The organism is Rhizobium album (genome assembly GCF_003122325.1).
Taxonomy (GTDB): Bacteria; Pseudomonadota; Alphaproteobacteria; order Rhizobiales; family Rhizobiaceae; genus Metarhizobium; species Metarhizobium album.
In genome coordinates this window covers 1-15,872 of the sequence record NZ_QFBC01000031.1, presented here as the reverse complement: position 1 = coordinate 15,872, position 15,872 = coordinate 1, and the positions used below count along the sequence as shown (strand labels likewise).

Sequence of the window (15,872 nt, the reverse complement as noted above, 5' to 3'; positions counted from 1 at the left end):
GCCATCGCGCATGCGCGATGGCCATTCTCCGCAGTTTTACCCAAGGGTTTTCACATGGAAGCGCTCGAGCGGCTGTATTTCCGCTATTTCCCAGAAAAAATACTCGGCGAGGTGCTCACCAAAAGGTGGAGCGACAACGCCGTGCCGGTTTTCGCCACGCTGCTGGTCATTGGGTACTTCCTGTTCCAGAATCCGCATTTCTTCACGTTTTCGAGCATGGTCGAAACCTCCAGGCAGCTTTCGGAATTCTCGCTGGTGGTCGTTGCCATGGGCATCGTGCTGCTTGCCGGCGGCCTCGATCTGTCGGTCGGCAGCGTCTTCGCGTTCGCCAACATCACGGCGCTCATCTGCATGAACCTGCTTGGCTGGCCGGTATGGGCCAGCGTGCTGGCGACGCTCACCGTCGGCGGGCTGTGCGGAGCGATCAACGGCTTCCTCATAGGATACCTGCGAATCCGCGCGTTCCTGACGACGCTGGTGACGCTGATCATCATCCGGTCGATCGTCGATATCATCATCCTTCGCTATGCGGTGCAGATCTCGGCCGGTTTCCCGGAATCCGACCTCTGGTTCTTTCTCGGCGAGGGCAGCATCCTCGGCATGCCCGTCTCCTTTCTCGTCGCCGTCATCGTTGTCGGCCTCTGGCACGTGGTTCTGACGCGCGCCCGCGCCGGCTGGCACATCAGCGCGGTCGGTGGTGGGCGCCGTTCGGCCTACAACGCCGGCCTCGACGTAAAATTCACCGTCTTCACGACCTATGTCTGGTCGAGCCTGCTTGCGTCGCTTGCAGGACTGTTCTTCGCCGCCCGACTCAACAGCGCCGGCTCGGATACCGGCGTCGGCCTCGAAATCGCCGCGCTGACAGCCGCCGTGCTCGGCGGCAATTCCCTTGGCGGCGGGCGGGGATCGGTCATGAAATCCGTCCTCGGCGCAATCGTCGTCCTCGTCCTCACCGACAGCATGGTGCGCGTGGGCATTTCCGGCGGGATCAGCTCGATGATTCTCGGCATCATCCTGCTGCTGGTCGTGGCAATCGACGTGCGCTGGCTCAAGAACCGCCACAAGATCCTCAACAAGGTCTATGTCTCGCCCGCCTATTTCCGCCTGGCCGACCTGCCGGAAACCGACGCCGGATCGGGCAGCCCCTACGCGCTCAACGACCGCCTCAAGGACGTCACGCTCATCGGCAAGGGGGAGATCGAAGGCCCCGAAGACGTCATCTTCGACCGCAGCGACAACCTCTATTGCCCCAACCGGCATGGCGACATCATTCGCTTTTTCGCGCCGGACTACAAACGCTGGGAAGTCTTCGCCCATATCGGCGGCCATCCGCTTGGCATGGCTTTCGATGCGGCGGAAAACCTCAATGTCTGCATCGGCGGCATGGGGCTCTACCGGATTTCGCCCGATCGCACGGTGAGCAAGCTGACTGACGAGACCAAGCGCACGCTGCTGTCGGTCATCGACGATTCCCGCCTCAAGCTTGCCGACGACCTCGACATCGCCCCGGACGGCCGCATCTTCTTCTCCGAGGCGACGATCCGCTACGACATGCACGACTGGGCGACCGACGCGCTGGAAAGCCGGGGCAACGGCCGGCTCATCTGCTACGACCCGCGGGACGGCTCGACGCAGACCATCCTGCGCAACCTGCAGTTCCCGAACGGTGTCTGCATGGCGGGCGACGGGCAGTCCCTGCTTTTTGCCGAAACCTGGGGGTGCCGCATCAACCGCTACTGGTTCGAAGGGCCGAAAAAGGGCACGTGCGAACCGGTGATCGGCAACCTGCCGGGCTATCCGGACAACATCAACCGTGCGTCGGACGGCAATTTCTGGGTGGCGCTGGTCGGCATGCGCACACCTGCCCTCGATCTGATGCTGCGCATGCCAGGCGTGAGAAAACGAATGGCCAAGCGCGTGGCGCAGGACGAGTGGCTGTTTCCCAACATCAACACGGGCTGCGTGCTGAAATTCGGCCAGACGGGCGAAATCCTCGAATCCTACTGGGACCTGGGCGGCAAGAACCATCCGATGGTGACATCCATGCGCGAGCACAAGGGCTATCTGTATCTCGGCGGCCTCTACAATGACCGCATCGGCCGCCTGAAGCTGCCCAATGCCGATCCGCTCTGGACCTCGCAGGCGTTCTACTGGGGAGACAAGCCATGAAGGGCGTGTTGCGCAGCATCGTCCAGCGCCTGACCGGCGGGAGCGGCGAATATTCCATCACCGTGCCCGTCATGGACGGGGCCTTGAAGCCCAACAACTATCTCGACCGCCTGCCCGCCGTCGGCACGCTGGAGGAGCCCGACAACCTGGTGAGCGACGGCGTCACCGCTTACCTCACGTCCGGCCCGACCCTGTACCGCGTCGATCAGCTTGGCGCGATGACGGCAACGGCACGCGAAACGGCGCCCGTCACCTGCCTCGCCCTGTCTCCCTCGGGCGCTCTCGCCATAGGCCTCGCCACCGGCGGCCTGCGCATTCTGGGCGGCAGGCATGACGGCAAGGTCTTCGGCATCGATGACAAGGTCCGGATCGGCGCGCCGACGGCTGCCGTTTTTGCCGATGACGATACCCTGGTCGTCTGCAACGGCTCGGCGGTCAACCCGGCCACCGAGTGGCGGCGGGACCTGCTCGGCCTCGGCCGGACCGGATCCGTGGTCAAGGTCGATCTGGCCAGCGGAGCCGCCAGCACGATGGCCGATCGCCTCGCCTGGCCGTCCGGTATCTCGCTGGCCGGCGGCGGCACGGTCGTGGTCTCCGAAGCCTGGCACCACCGACTGATCGGCCTGCGTCTGGACGGGACGGCTGAAAGGGTGGCGCTCGCGGATCTGCCGGCCTATCCGGGAAGGATCGCCGCAGCGGCCGGCGGCGGATACTGGCTCAGCCTGTTTGCCGTGCGCTCGCAGCTGCAGGAATTCGTGCTGCGCGAGCCGCGGTATCGCCGCGAGATGATGGCCTCCATCGATCCCAAATACTGGATCGCGCCGTCGCTCTCCTCCGGCAAGAGCTTCAAGGAACCCCTGCAGGCGGGCGGCGTCATCCGGCTCGGGATACACAAACCCTGGGCGCCGACGCGGTCCTATGGCCTGGTGGCGCGGCTCGACGAGCAGTTGCAACCGGTCTGGAGCGCACACAGCCGCGCCGACGGCGAGCGGCACGGCATCACCTCCGTCGCCGAACTGGCCGGCCGCGCCCTCATCACGGCGCGCGGCAGCAACGAGTTGCTTGCAATGGACCATACCGAGCTCGAGGAACCACTCGATCTCCATATCCAGACGGAGGCCGCCCAATGACCCCGATCGTCGAACTGAAGGGCGCAACCAAGGATTTTCGCGGCATCGCCGCCTTCTCCAATGTCGATTTCCGGCTGGAGCCCGGCGAGATCCACGCCCTCCTGGGCGAGAACGGGGCCGGCAAATCGACGCTGACCAAGGTCATCGCCGGCGTCCACACGCTGTCCAGCGGCAAGCTGTTCGTCGACGGCGAGGAAGCCCGGCTGGCTACGCCTGCCGAAGGCTTGGCGCATGGCATCGCCATGGTCTATCAGGAAAACAGCCTGGTGCCCTCGATGTCGGTGGCACAGAACATCTATCTCGGCAATGAGAAGTTCCTCAACCGCCTGCGCGGCATCTACATTTCCGCGCAGCAGTTTCTCCAGTCGCTCAATTTCCATGTCGACCCCTCGGCCATCGTCGGTTCGCTCGGCGCGGCACAGAAGCAGATGGTCGAGATCGCCCGCGCCGTCCATCATAAGGCCAAGGTCATTATCTTCGACGAGCCGACCGCGACGCTGACACCGGAGGAAAAAGGCTACTTCTTCAAGCTTATCCGAAAGCTGAAGGAGGATGGGGTCTCCATCATCTTCATCAGCCATGCGTTGGAAGAGGCGCTTATGATCGCCGACCGCATCACCATCCTGCGTGACGGTCAGGTCGTGGCCTCCGATGTCACCGCCGGCTTCGACCGCCAGAAGATCATCCACCACATGGTCGGCCGGACGCTGACCGACGACATCTACAGCGACCGCCAGCGACCGCCACGCAAGCGTGGCCGCAAGATCGTCTCGGTCGAGAATCTTTCCATGGGAAAGATGGTCCGCAACACCTCCTTTTCGCTTTATGCCGGCCAGATCACCGGCATTTTCGGCCTCGTTGGCTCCGGCCGCACCGAAACGCTGAAAGTGGTCTGCGGCGTGCTCAAGCGCGACTTCTTCCACGGCGGCGAGGTCAAGATCGACGGCGAGCCCAAACGCTACCTGGTGCCGGCGCCGGCGGTGCGCGATGGCGTGGTCTATGTCACCGAGGAGCGCAAGGCCGAGGGCTTCTTCGAGACCATGAGCATTGCCGAGAACATCTATATGGGCAAGATCGGCGGCGAGGCGTTCGGCGGCTTTCGCACCGTGTCGATGCGCGAGGCGCGGCAATCGGCCGAGATCTGGCGCAAGCGGCTCAACATCCGGGCCATCGATCCGGACGCCAAGGTCATCGAACTCTCCGGCGGCAATCAGCAGAAAGTCGTCATCGCCAAGGCGCTGGTGCAGACGCCGAGGCTGGTGATCTTCGACGAGCCGACTCGCGGCGTGGACGTCGGCGCCATCGCCGAGATCCACGCCTTCATCAACCAGCTGGCCGACGAGGGGATCGCCGTCTGCGTCATTTCCTCGTATCTGCCGGAAATCCTGGCGCTTTCCGACCGGATCCTGATCGCCCGGCAGGGCAAGGTCGTCGAGGAGATGGACCGGCGCGTCGCGACCGAAGAAGCCATCATGTATGCCGCGGTGCATTGATGGCAGATGTCACCGTCATCGAAGTCGGCCCGCGCGACGGGCTGCAGAACGAGAAGCGGATCGTGCCGACCGACGACAAGCTGGCCCTGATCGCCCTGCTGCGCGCCGCCCGCCTGCCGCGTCTGGAGATCACCGCCTTCGTGTCGCCGAAATGGGTGCCGCAAATGGCCGACCACGAAGCGGTTCTGCGCGGCACGCCACCGGCAGACGGCCTGATACGCTCGGTTCTGGTGCCCAACGAGCGCGGCGCACAGGCGGCGCTGGCAATCGGCGTCGAAGAGCTTGCGGTGTTCACCAGCGCCTCCGAGACCTTTGCGCGCAAGAACATCAACTGCTCAATATCGGACAGCATCGGGCGCTTCGCGCCGGTTGCCGAACTGGCGCGGCGGAACGGCGTGCGTCTGCGCGGTTATGTGTCCTGCACGGTGGAATGCCCGTATGAAGGCCCGATCGCGCCCCAGGCGGCCGAGGATGTCGCCATCGCCCTTTTTGAACTCGGCTGCGTCGAGGTCTCGCTGGCCGATACGATCGGCCGGGCCACCCCTTCGGGTGTCGATGCCATGCTGACGGCGGTCACGGCAAGGCTGCCGTCCGCCCGACTCGCCTGCCATTTCCACGATACGTTCGGCCACGCGCTGAACAATATCGATATCGCACTCGCCCACGGGATCGGCATTTTCGACAGCGCAGTCGGTGGGCTTGGTGGCTGCCCCTATGCGCCGGGCGCCGCGGGAAATCTGAGCACGTTGCCGCTCGTGCGGCATCTCGAAAACCGGGGGCTTTCGACGGGCATCGACATGGCAAGACTAAAGGACGCCGAGACGTTCGCGGCCCGTCTGCGCAGCTGACATCGGCGGAGCGGGTCGGGGAACCTCCCGGCCCGCTCCGCCTCGATCAAAGCCGGCCCGCCGCGACGATCCGTTTGAGAAAGGCCTGGGTGCGCTCCCCCTGCGGTTCGCTGAAGATCTGCTCCGGCGGCCCCTCTTCATAGACCTTGCCCTCGGCGAGGAAGCAGACCTTGGTCGCCACTTCGCGCGCAAAACCCATTTCATGGGTTGCCAGAACCATGGTCATGCCATCGGCAGCGAGGTCGCGGACGATGTTGAGCACTTCGGAGACCAGCTCGGGATCCAGCGCCGAGGTAATCTCGTCGAGCAGCATGATCATCGGGCCCATGGCGAGCGCGCGAACGATGGCGACACGCTGCTGCTGGCCGCCGGACAGGCTGTCAGGATAGACATTCGCCTTCTGGCCGAGCCCGATGCGCTCCAGCAGGTGGCGCGCCTGGACCTCGGCCTCCCTTGCAGGCTGGTTGAGCACCTTGCGCGGCGCCAGCGTGATGTTTTCCATCACCGTCATGTGCGGGAACAGATTGTAGCTCTGGAACACGATGCCGACGTCGCGGCGCAGCGCATTCACGTCCACCCCTGGCCCGCTCACACGGTCGGAATGGATGAGGATCTCGCCCGATCCGATCGGCTCCAGCCCATTGATGCAGCGCAGCAGCGTGGATTTGCCGCAGCCCGACGCACCGATGAGGCACACGACCTGATGTTCCTCGACATCGAGCGTCAATCCGTCGAAGACGCGATGGGAGCCATAGGCCTTGGATATGTTCTTGATTTCCAGAATGGGCATCGATGTCAGCCTCCCCGAAGCCGGCGCTGATCCTTCTCGAGCATGCGGTCGACCAGGCGTGCCTGCGGGATCGTGATGGCGATGAAGATGAAGGCGACCACGGTCACCGCGGACAGGTTGAAATTGTTGCTCGAAATGATCTTGGCCTGGTTGAAGGCATCGATCGCGCCGATGACGTTGACCAGCGCGGTGTCCTTCTGGAGGCCGATGAAATCGTTGAGCAGCGGCGGGATGATACGGCGGACCGCCTGCGGCACGATAATGTGGCGCATCGTCTGCAGGTAGGAGAGGCCAAGCGACCGTGCCGCCGCGACCTGGCTCCAGTGGATGCTCTCGATGCCGGCCTTGTAGACCTCGGCGACATAGGCGCCGAAGGTCAGCGTCAGGGCGATGATGGCATAGGTTTCCGCCGAGAGGTTGCCGAGAAGCGGCACGCCGCTGAGGGGCAGGCCGAAACCGACGAGATACATGGTGATGATGGCCGGCATGCCGCGAAAGATGTCGGTATAGAGCGTCGCCATCGCCCGGATCGGCCGTGCCGTCTCGCCCGGCATCAGCCGCGCGATCGCAACGATCAGGCCCCAGACCAGGACAAGGATCTCCGCCACGACGAAGATGTAGACGTTCAGCCAGAACGCCTTGAACACCAGCGGGAACGAGTGCCACATCAGCGGGATCAGCAGGAATGTCCGGCTGACGGCGAGATCATTGGCGACGAGGAACTGGGCAAAGCCGATCACGGCGACCAGCAGCGCAGCAAAGCCGAAGGTATAATAGGCGCAATCGGATGCCGCCGAGGTCAGGATGCGCGCATTGACGAGATCGCCGGAGGAGACGCACTGACGCGCGGCGCGCGCCCGCGATACGCTTCGGGCGGCCGGGATCAGGATCGCCAGGACAGCGATGGAGAGAATGACGGCCGCCGGCATCAGCACATAGTCGCTGACGCCGAGCGTCAGCGACACCCCATAGAGCCGCCGGAGCGTCGCCCAGAACGCGAAGACGATCACAAGCGCCGTGATGACGGCCGTGGTTGCCCAGCCGGTCACGTCGCGCGGGGCGGCGCCGCTGGTGAAGGCCCGCCGTTCGGGGAAGAGGCCGGACGGCCTCTCCTTGTTGATTTCATGTGCCATGGTCATGGATTTGCGCCGCTTCAGCTCAGGGCTTCAGGTAGGGAACCTTGGTCGGATCCGCCCCCCAGATGTCCGAAAGATAGGTCGAGGCCATCTTGTCGAGGGTGCCATCCTTGCGCATGTCCTCGATCGCCTGGTCGATCGCTTCCTTGTTGGGGGAGTCCTTCGGCAGGATCGAACCATAGGTTTCCCCGGTCGAATACTGGCCCACCACTTCGAGCGCGCCGTTCGACTTGGAGGCAAGGCCGAGCAGGATGGCGGTGTCATTGACCGCGGCGTCGATCTGGCCCGCCATCAGGGCAGCGAGGATCGCCGGATTTTCCGGATATTCGCGCAGCTCCGCCGGCTTGACCTCGTCGGCAACATATTTGGCGCCCGTCGAGCCCTGCAGCACGCCGACGCGGAACGTCTTCATCGCCGCGGCATCGACGGCCGTGCCCTTCTTCACCAGGATGCCGATGTCGGAGTTGAAGTAGGGCGCGGTGAACTGCATCACCTTCTGGCGTTCCGCGGTGATGGAGATCGTCGCCATCGCCATGTCCTTGCCCGGATTGACGTTGGCGATCATCGCCGGGAACGAGGCAATCACCAGCCGGATCTCCTTGAGACCGGCGCGGTGGGCAACATTGGCCGCCAGGCAATATTCGAAGCCGGTGGTGATCTGCTCCGGCGTATCGCCGTTCCACCAGCCGGGATTGGGCAGCGCGGTCTCCACCGTCAGCACGCCCTCGTTGACGGGCTGCAGTTTGATCGATCCGACTTCGCCGCTCAGAATGCAATCGCCGATGTCATTGGCCTCGGCCGCAACGCCGCTCGCCAGAACCGACACGAGCGCCAGCCCCGTCGCGGACAAGACGGACGCCATCGACCGGCGCGTCCCGGTCGCAAGACCTTCACGTGAAAGTGCATGTTTCATTTCAATCTCTCCCAGTAGGTGCCACACGTTCTTCATGTTCAGGCAAAGGACGAGCGTCGCCCGCTTCGGCGGGGTCTCCGCCTCGGCGTGTGTGATCGTGCCCTATCCGCTGCAAACACATTGTCCGGGCTGCCGCCCGCTTTCCCCTTCGAACCCGGAGACATCGTTTCGGCTGATCCGATGATGGAATGGACCACCGCCCGGGGAGGATTCCCCCCGATCCGGCAGCGATTTCCCTGGCTCGTGGAGGGAGCTTAACCCATGCTTTCCTGGCCCGCCGACGAGATTAGATCGAACATCGTCTCGTTCGGGCCAGCCCTCAGATCCGCCTGGCGTTGTAACGTTTCATGGGGGCAAGGAGCGCCTCGCCGCCGGGCTCGCGTTCCAGGCCGAGAAGGATATCCGCCAGCACATCGTCGCGTTCGTCCTGTCCGAGCTTGAAGACGGACCTGGACGAGATGATATCGGCGTGAAACCCGACGACGCCCCGTGCGAGCCGCGCCGCCCTTTCCCCCATTTCACTTATCGACCACGCGTTCGGCCGCCCCTCCTCCATGCTGCCGATCAACGTGTTGAGACAGTCGTCGATCCCTTCGGCATCGTCGATCATCGTCATGCGGCAGTCGAACTGGGCGGCCATGTAGTTCCAGGTCGGCGCCTGCGTGCGATCCCGCATCCATGATGCGGAAATGTAACCATGCGGGCCGAGAAACAGCAGCAGGGCGCGGCCGGCCTGCCGCAGTTCTTCGACCTGGGGATTGCTGCGGGCGAAATGGCCGATGAAGCCGATGAGCTCGCCCGACGCCCCAAGCCGTGGCCTCAGCGGCAGCGGCGTCGCCCGCAAACCCTGAGCCATCGAAACGACCCACGCAAAGGAATGGTTCTCGACCATCGCCAGCACATCCTCGTACCGCGCCGCATATTTCGTCTGTTGCGATGACATCCATCCGCCTCCCGCGCTTTCGATGGCACGATATGTGGAGCGGAAGCGCAGTTCTGTCTCGATTGGGACGAATAGCCCCTCGCGCGGGCCATTTTGAGGGAGCCACGCGAATTTTTGCTTGAAATGGGCCAAAATCGGATTGCAATTTATCCGACAGCCATTGGACCGCATCTGGCGGAAAACGGGGGAAGCATGAAGCGCAGCCAGGACTACCAGCTCACCGCCCGGCCCGTCGTCAGCTTTTCCGACGAATATCCTGCCGGCTATACCGACCCTTATCACAGTCACGAGCGGGCACAGTTGAGCTACGCGGTGTCCGGCGTGCTCCGGGTGACGACGGACGACGGCAGCTATGTCCTGCCGCCGAACCGGGCGATCTGGATACCGGCGGGCGTCGGCCATACGACGAGTTGTCGCGAGAGCGTGAAATTCCATGCGGTCTATATCGACCCCGCCTTCGATGCCCTGCCGGAAAAATGCCGTGTCTTCGAGGTCTCCGATCTGGTCCGCGCGCTGATCGGCGAGGTCATCAGCTTTCACCAGCCCTACCCGGAAGAGGGCCGAGAAGAGCGGATCGTCCGGATGCTGCTCGACGAAATCCCGCGCATGCCGCGTGTCGACATCAATGTCCCCATGCCCGAGGACAACAGGATCCTGAGGGTCTGCCGGCTGATCCTCGACAATCCGGCGGAACACAGCGATATCGACCATTGGGCGGCCGTCGCCGGGATGGGGCGGCGCACCTTTACCCGTGCCTTCAAGAACCAAACGGGCATGGGCCTTGCCACCTGGCGCATGCAGGTTCGGCTGATGCATGCGCTGTCGCTGCTGCATGCCGGCCTTCCGATCACGTCGGTCGCCTACAATTCCGGCTATGAAAGCCCGTCGGCGTTCACCTCGGTCTTTCATCGCTCCTTCGGCTTCACGCCAAGCCATTATCTCGCCCGCCAGGCGTCCGGCGCCTGAGCGCAATTGGACCCGAAGTCGATAGCAATCGACCCTCTCCGGAGGGAATGCCGGTGACGCGGGCGGTATGTTGCCCGCAATCTGCCAACCGGAACCCTCGAGATGAATGACGCCACCGGACCCGCAACACGTGTCGAAGACCTGTCGCCCATCGACCCGGAAATCCAGGAATTCCTCACCAGCATGCGCGCCGGCTGGGCGCGGTTTCCGGCCCTGGAAAGCGTCACGCCGGCCGAGGCGCGCCGGATCGCCGAGCGCGTGCGCGAACCGTTTCGCCAGGGCGGCCCCGAGATGTCGGAGACGCGGGACCTGAGCATCCCGACCCGGCACGGGCCGATGCGCGCCCGCCTCTACGATCCCGGCCTCGGCGCCGCTGCGCCGCTGCTCATCTATTCCCATGGCGGCGGCTTCACGCTGTTCAGCATCGACACGCACGACCGGCTGATGCGGGAATATGCGCATGCGGCGCGCATCAAGGTTCTCGGGCTGGATTATTACCTCTCCCCCGAACACAAGTTTCCCACCGCGATCGACCAGATCGAGGACACGGTCGACTGGATCAGGACGGCGGATCTCGGCATCGATCCCGACCGCGTCGCGATGGGCGGCGATTCGGCGGGCGGCAACATGACGATGGCCGTGGCGATCCGGCTGCGCAACAAGGGCAAGGATACCGCGCTCAAGGGCCTGCTGTTCAACTATGCCGGCTTTGCCTCCGATTGCTCCGACGAAGCCGAGGCCCTGCACGGCGGCCCGGGCTCCGTGATGGACCGGGCGGAAATCACCTATTACTTCCGCAACTACACGCGCACGGCGGAAGACATGGTCGACCCGGAAATCTACCTGCTGAAGGCCGACATCCGGAACCTTCCGCCGACATTCTTCGTCATCCCCGACCGCGACATCATCTGCGCCGACAGTTTCGCCATGGTCGCAAGGCTGCGTGACGCCGGCAACGATGTCCGTTTCGAGATCTATCGCGGCGCGATCCATTCGTTCCTGGAGGCGATGGCAACCTCGCATCTGGCCCGCAAGGCCATTGCGGATGGCGCTGCCTTCCTGAGGACCATTCTGAAAAATTGATCCGACGCAAGCCGGCAATTCGATATCATATGGGTTGTTCAGAACCCGCACGCGACGCCAACGGTGCATGAGAAGGGCCAGCCGCCATGACCAACCGACTGTCCTTTCCGCTTCCCACCGAAGACGACATCCGTGAACTGACAGCCTTCCGCCACGAGCTTCATCGCCATCCGGAACTGTCCGGTGAGGAAAAGGAAACCGCCCGGCGTGTCTGCGACATGCTGCAATCGAGCGCACCCGACAAGATATTGTCGGGGCTGGGTGGCCATGGCGTAGCGGCTGTCTACGACAGCGGCAAACCCGGCCCGTCGGTCCTTTTCCGGTCGGAAATCGATGCCTTGCCCATTCAGGAACTGGCCGCCGACGGTCATCGTTCGACCGTGCCAGGCAAGGCGCATCTTTGCGGACACGACGGTCATACGACGATCCTTCTGGGCCTTGCCCGCATCCTGTCGCGCGCACGGCCCACCAGTGGCCGGGTGATCCTGATGTTCCAGCCGGCGGAAGAGAACGGCGCCGGCGCGGCGGCCGTGATCGCCGACCCACTTTACGGGGAAATCAAGCCGGACTGGGCTTTCTCGCTGCACAACATTCCCGAGATCGCCTTCGGTGTCGGCAGGCTCGGCGCCGGTCCAGCCAATTGTGCCTCGCGCGGAATGGAAATCAGGCTTACCGGCAGCACCGCCCACGCCTCCCGGCCGTCGGACGGCCGCTCGCCGATGAAGGCGATGTCCGAACTCATGCTTGCGCTTGAAGCCTGCGGCAGCGGCACGCCGCTCGGCCTCGGTTTCTCGATGGTGACCGTCACCCATGCGTCCATGGGAGCACCCACCTTTGGCGTGGCACCCGGCGAGGCAAAGGTCTTCGCCACACTGCGCACCACCGCAGACGAGGACATGGATGGGCTGACAGCCAAGGCCGAAACGCTGGTTCTTGATATCGCAAGCCGCCATGGGCTGGCTCATGCCTGGAACTATTCGGAAATCTTCCTCGCCTGCGCGAACCACCGAGAGGCGACGGACCTCTTGCTAGCTGGCATGGAGCGCGCGGGCGTCAAGCACGAGGTTCAGGCGCTTCCCCTGCTGGGTTCAGAGGATTTCGGTCGTTTCGGACTGAGCGGCGCCAAGTCGGCGATGGTGTTTCTCGGCTCCGGCCCCGATTGGCCGCAGGTCCATACCCCGCAATATGACTTCAGGGACGAACTCATCCCGATCGGCATTCGGCTGTTCTTGGAAACGCTGGCGGCGTGCCTGGAGAGAGGCTGAGAAGCATTGTTGCTGCTTGTCTCACTGCGGCCAAACATCCCTGGTTCCAAAACTTCGCAAACCGATTGCGGCGCGCACCTTCTCGGTGATTCCAAGCAGGGGCGCGTACCAGGTTTCAACAACTGCGCACCGGTTAAGGAATGTCACGGACGATGTTCGCTCTAGCATTACAGTTTCGATTTTGATTGATGTCTGAATCTATAGGTCACCGTGGTTCGGAGATCGTGGATGACAGGATTGTCGGATTGAGGCGACGCTTGAAGTTTGGGCGTCTTCATTGCGGGATGCGAAGGCACGAATACGCCCGCTGTTCACGCAGGAGCGTGTCGCGGTTTCAGTCGGACAGTTTTGGACGGTCTGCTGGGAGAAGAGCGCCGCAAGACGGGATGGATGCGAGCGGAAGCTGCAGGCGATTGCGGTCCTTGGCGGCAGCAGGCGATTTTGGGCCGCGGGCATTGGGATGCGGATGCCCTGCGGGACATTGTTCGCGATTACGCGCTTGAGACACTGGCCGATTCTGATGCAGTCCTTGTGGTCGATGAGACCGGCTTTCTCAAGCAGGGCAAGGCATCGTACGGGGTTGGGCGTCAATATACCGGTTCGGCGGGCAAGATCACCAACTGCCAGATCGGCGTCTTCGCATCCTACGTGTCACGACACGGCCACGCCTTCATCGACCGGGCGCTCTATCTGCCGAAGGCCTGGACGGACGACCGGAACCGTATGGCCAGGGCTCACGTGCCGGACCCTGTCGGCTTTCTGACCAAGCCGGCACTGGCGCTCACGATGATCGAGCGGGCCATCGCATCGAACCTGCCCTTTTCTTGGGTTGCTGCCGACAGTGTTTATGGCGTAGGCGACATCGAAATGGCGCTCAAACGAGGTGCCAAGGGCTATGTTGTGGGTGTGAACGCCACCCATCCCTTCCGCTCATGGGGCAAACCTCCAGCCGTTGCGGGCGCTGCGAAGGACATCGCCAAAGCCTTGCCTGAAAATGCCTGGAGACGCCTGTCGGCAGGCGATGGCACCAAAGGTGCACGGTTGCATGATTGGGTCTATCTCGAACTGGCCGATCTCGACGCCGATGATTTCGATGCGGTTTTCCCCGGTGTCTGGACATGCGGACTGCTGATCCGCCGCATCGCCGATGGCGATCTCGCTTTCTTCTCCACCTGGTGCCCGGTTGGCACATCCATGGAAAAGCTGGCGGCGGTGGAAGGCCATCGTTGGGCGATCGAAGACAGCTTCGAGACCGCCAAGAACGAGCTCGGCCTTGACCACAACGAGACCCGCTCCTGGCATGACTGGCATCGCCATATCCCGCTCGTCATGCTTGCATTCGCCATGATGGCGGCGATCCGCCATCGCGCCAATGCCGCGACGCCCCCAAAAAGCGCGATGAAACGAATACCGAAAGGGCTCCGGCTGTGATCCGCTGGTCGATCCAGGAAATCCGCCGGATTGCAACACGTCTTGCGCGACGACATATCGAACCTGCACATATTATCGCATGGTCGCTTTGGCGTCGGGCACATCAAGCCGTAGCCACACAAGCTCACATCAAATCAAAATCGCAACTGTAATGCTAAGGCTCGTTGACAGAAGTGGCTCGGGAAAATTGAACAGTTGAGATAAGTGGCTTTCGGCTTTTGAACACGGCAGTATGCCGGGAACAGGAGCCATGATGACGAAACGACCCCGCCGCAACCACAGCCCTGCCTTTAAGGCGAAAGTCGCGCTTGCCGCGATCAAGGGCGAAAAGACAATGGTTGAGCTTGCCCAGCAGTTCGACGTGCACCCGAACCAGATCAAGCAATGGAAAGATCAATTGCAGGCAAGCGCTGCGGACGTCTTCGATGACGGTCGCAAGGAAACCACAGAACCTGTTGTCGACGTCAAAAACTTACATGCCAAGATTGGCGAACTGACACTGGAGAATGATTTTTTAGCAGGCGCGCTCGGCAGGGCCGGACTGTTGAGCGGAAAGCGATGATCGACCGGAACCATAAATTGTCGGTCTCCCGCCAGGCGCGGATACTCGGCATCAGCCGCGGCAGTGTCTATTACCTGCCGCAACCGGCTTCGGCTGCCGATCTGGCCTTGATGCGTCGGATCGACGAACTGCATCTGGATTATCCCTTCGCAGGGAGCCGGATGCTTCAAGGCTTGCTGAATGCCGAAGACCATGATGTCGGCCGCTTGCATGTTCGCACGCTGATGAAGAAAATGGGCATTGAGGCGATCTATCGTCGCCCGAATACCTCCAACCCCCCGCACCGGGCCACAAGGTCTATCCCTATCTTCTCAAGAACCTCGCCATCACCCGCCCCAACCAGGTATGGGCGATGGATATCAGCTATATACCGATGGCACGGGGCTTCGTTTATCTCTGCGCCGTCGTCGATTGGTTCAGCCGACGCGTTCTGTCCTGGAAACTGTCGATCACGCTGGAGGCTGCTTTCTGCATTGAGGCGGTCGAGGACGCGCTGGCACGTTACGGCAAGCCGGAGATATTCAATACGGACCAAGGCAGCCAGTTCACGTCCGTCGACTTCATCAAGTTGCTGAAGGATGCCGAAATCAGCATCTCGATGGACGGCAAGGGAGCTTGGCGGGACAACGTCTTCGTCGAGAGGCTATGGCGATCGATCAAATACGAAGAGGTCTATCTCCACGCATACAAAACCGTGTCTGACGCCCGCCTCGGCATCGGCCGATATCTGGCCTTTTACAATGGCCGACGCCCACATTCATCCCTTGACCGCAAAACACCGGATCAGGTTTACTTCAACCAGCCGCAACCAATCCCACTCGCGGCATAAACAGCGCCGGAAACCACTTACAAATCCGTACAAAGCTGTTCAAACAAATCGAGCCACCTCTGATCGCTGCAACCGAAAAATCCATGGGGCGTGGACGCCGCATACGGGAATTTAGCCTGTTTGATCGTAGCTATTTAGCGTAGTGGATCGTAGTTTTGGGCTATTATTGGATAGTGTAGCGTAGGATTTGGTTGCGGGGGCAGGATTTGAACCTGCGGCCTTCAGGTTATGAGCCTGACGAGCTACCGGGCTGCTCCACCCCGCGTCCTCTGGGTAAACTGCAGCGCAGTTTATCCGGCTTTAGCGTAAATCCC

At 62.5% G+C, this 15,872-nt stretch carries 11 protein-coding genes, 1 tRNA gene and 2 pseudogenes; 9 read left to right on the top strand and 5 right to left on the bottom strand.

The annotated features are described in order from the left end of the window. The first annotated feature begins 54 nt into the window (after nucleotides 1–54). The 4 genes from DEM27_RS32270 to DEM27_RS32255 are packed head-to-tail and all read left to right on the top strand — an operon-like array spanning nucleotide 55 to nucleotide 5,640. Nucleotides 55–2,169: an ABC transporter permease gene (locus DEM27_RS32270; protein ID WP_109462329.1), complete on the top strand. Its 2,115-nt coding sequence runs from the start codon at nucleotides 55–57 to the stop codon at nucleotides 2,167–2,169. Beyond that, nucleotides 2,166–3,299 carry a strictosidine synthase gene (locus tag DEM27_RS32265; RefSeq protein ID WP_109462328.1) on the top strand — a complete coding sequence of 378 codons (1,134 nt, stop codon included), beginning with the start codon at nucleotides 2,166–2,168 and terminating at the stop codon, nucleotides 3,297–3,299. The genes DEM27_RS32270 and DEM27_RS32265 overlap by 4 nt, the downstream gene beginning before the upstream one ends. After that, the gene (locus DEM27_RS32260) at nucleotides 3,296–4,792 is read left to right on the top strand and encodes a sugar ABC transporter ATP-binding protein (RefSeq protein WP_109462327.1); all 1,497 of its coding nucleotides are present in this window, start codon (nucleotides 3,296–3,298) and stop codon (nucleotides 4,790–4,792) included. Before DEM27_RS32265 ends, DEM27_RS32260 begins: the two co-directional genes overlap by 4 nt. Further along, nucleotides 4,792–5,640: a hydroxymethylglutaryl-CoA lyase gene (locus tag DEM27_RS32255; protein ID WP_109462326.1), complete on the top strand. Its 849-nt coding sequence runs from the start codon at nucleotides 4,792–4,794 to the stop codon at nucleotides 5,638–5,640. Before DEM27_RS32260 ends, DEM27_RS32255 begins: the two co-directional genes overlap by 1 nt. A gap of 46 nt (nucleotides 5,641–5,686) precedes the next feature. Here the strand turns inward: DEM27_RS32255 and DEM27_RS32250 are convergent, their stop codons facing one another. From DEM27_RS32250 to DEM27_RS32235, 4 genes are all read right to left on the bottom strand, one after another. After that, the gene (locus tag DEM27_RS32250) at nucleotides 5,687–6,430 is read right to left on the bottom strand and encodes an amino acid ABC transporter ATP-binding protein (RefSeq protein WP_109462325.1); all 744 of its coding nucleotides are present in this window, start codon (nucleotides 6,428–6,430) and stop codon (nucleotides 5,687–5,689) included. 5 nt (nucleotides 6,431–6,435) lie between these two features. Continuing rightward, on the bottom strand, nucleotides 6,436–7,569 hold the full coding sequence (locus DEM27_RS32245; protein ID WP_245446279.1) for an amino acid ABC transporter permease: 1,134 nt from the start codon (nucleotides 7,567–7,569) through the stop codon (nucleotides 6,436–6,438). A 19-nt stretch (nucleotides 7,570–7,588) separates the two neighbouring features. Beyond that, on the bottom strand, nucleotides 7,589–8,479 hold the full coding sequence (locus tag DEM27_RS32240; protein ID WP_245446274.1) for an ABC transporter substrate-binding protein: 891 nt from the start codon (nucleotides 8,477–8,479) through the stop codon (nucleotides 7,589–7,591). 319 nt (nucleotides 8,480–8,798) lie between these two features. Beyond that, a complete protein-coding gene (locus DEM27_RS32235) occupies nucleotides 8,799–9,422 on the bottom strand; it encodes an FMN-binding negative transcriptional regulator (protein WP_165823718.1) in 624 nt (207 codons plus the stop codon). A 192-nt stretch (nucleotides 9,423–9,614) separates the two neighbouring features. Between DEM27_RS32235 and DEM27_RS32230 the strand changes: the two genes are divergently transcribed. The 5 genes and pseudogenes from DEM27_RS32230 (at nucleotide 9,615) to DEM27_RS32210 (ending at nucleotide 15,558) form a co-directional block, all read left to right on the top strand. Then, complete coding sequence (locus tag DEM27_RS32230; RefSeq protein ID WP_109462323.1) at nucleotides 9,615–10,388, top strand: AraC family transcriptional regulator; 774 nt, start codon at nucleotides 9,615–9,617, stop codon at nucleotides 10,386–10,388. A 102-nt stretch (nucleotides 10,389–10,490) separates the two neighbouring features. Beyond that, complete coding sequence (locus tag DEM27_RS32225) at nucleotides 10,491–11,471, top strand: alpha/beta hydrolase fold domain-containing protein (RefSeq protein WP_109462322.1); 981 nt, start codon at nucleotides 10,491–10,493, stop codon at nucleotides 11,469–11,471. An 86-nt stretch (nucleotides 11,472–11,557) separates the two neighbouring features. Then, entirely contained in the window at nucleotides 11,558–12,736 is a 1,179-nt protein-coding gene (locus DEM27_RS32220; RefSeq protein WP_109462321.1) for an amidohydrolase, read from the top strand. Between the two features lie 228 nt (nucleotides 12,737–12,964). Further along, a pseudogene (locus DEM27_RS32215) lies at nucleotides 12,965–14,167 on the top strand (IS701 family transposase). A 253-nt stretch (nucleotides 14,168–14,420) separates the two neighbouring features. Then, nucleotides 14,421–15,558: pseudogene (locus tag DEM27_RS32210) on the top strand (IS3 family transposase). 188 nt (nucleotides 15,559–15,746) lie between these two features. Here the strand turns inward: DEM27_RS32210 and DEM27_RS32205 are convergent. Continuing rightward, a tRNA-Met gene (locus tag DEM27_RS32205) sits at nucleotides 15,747–15,823 on the bottom strand. Nucleotides 15,824–15,872 lie beyond the last annotated feature (49 nt).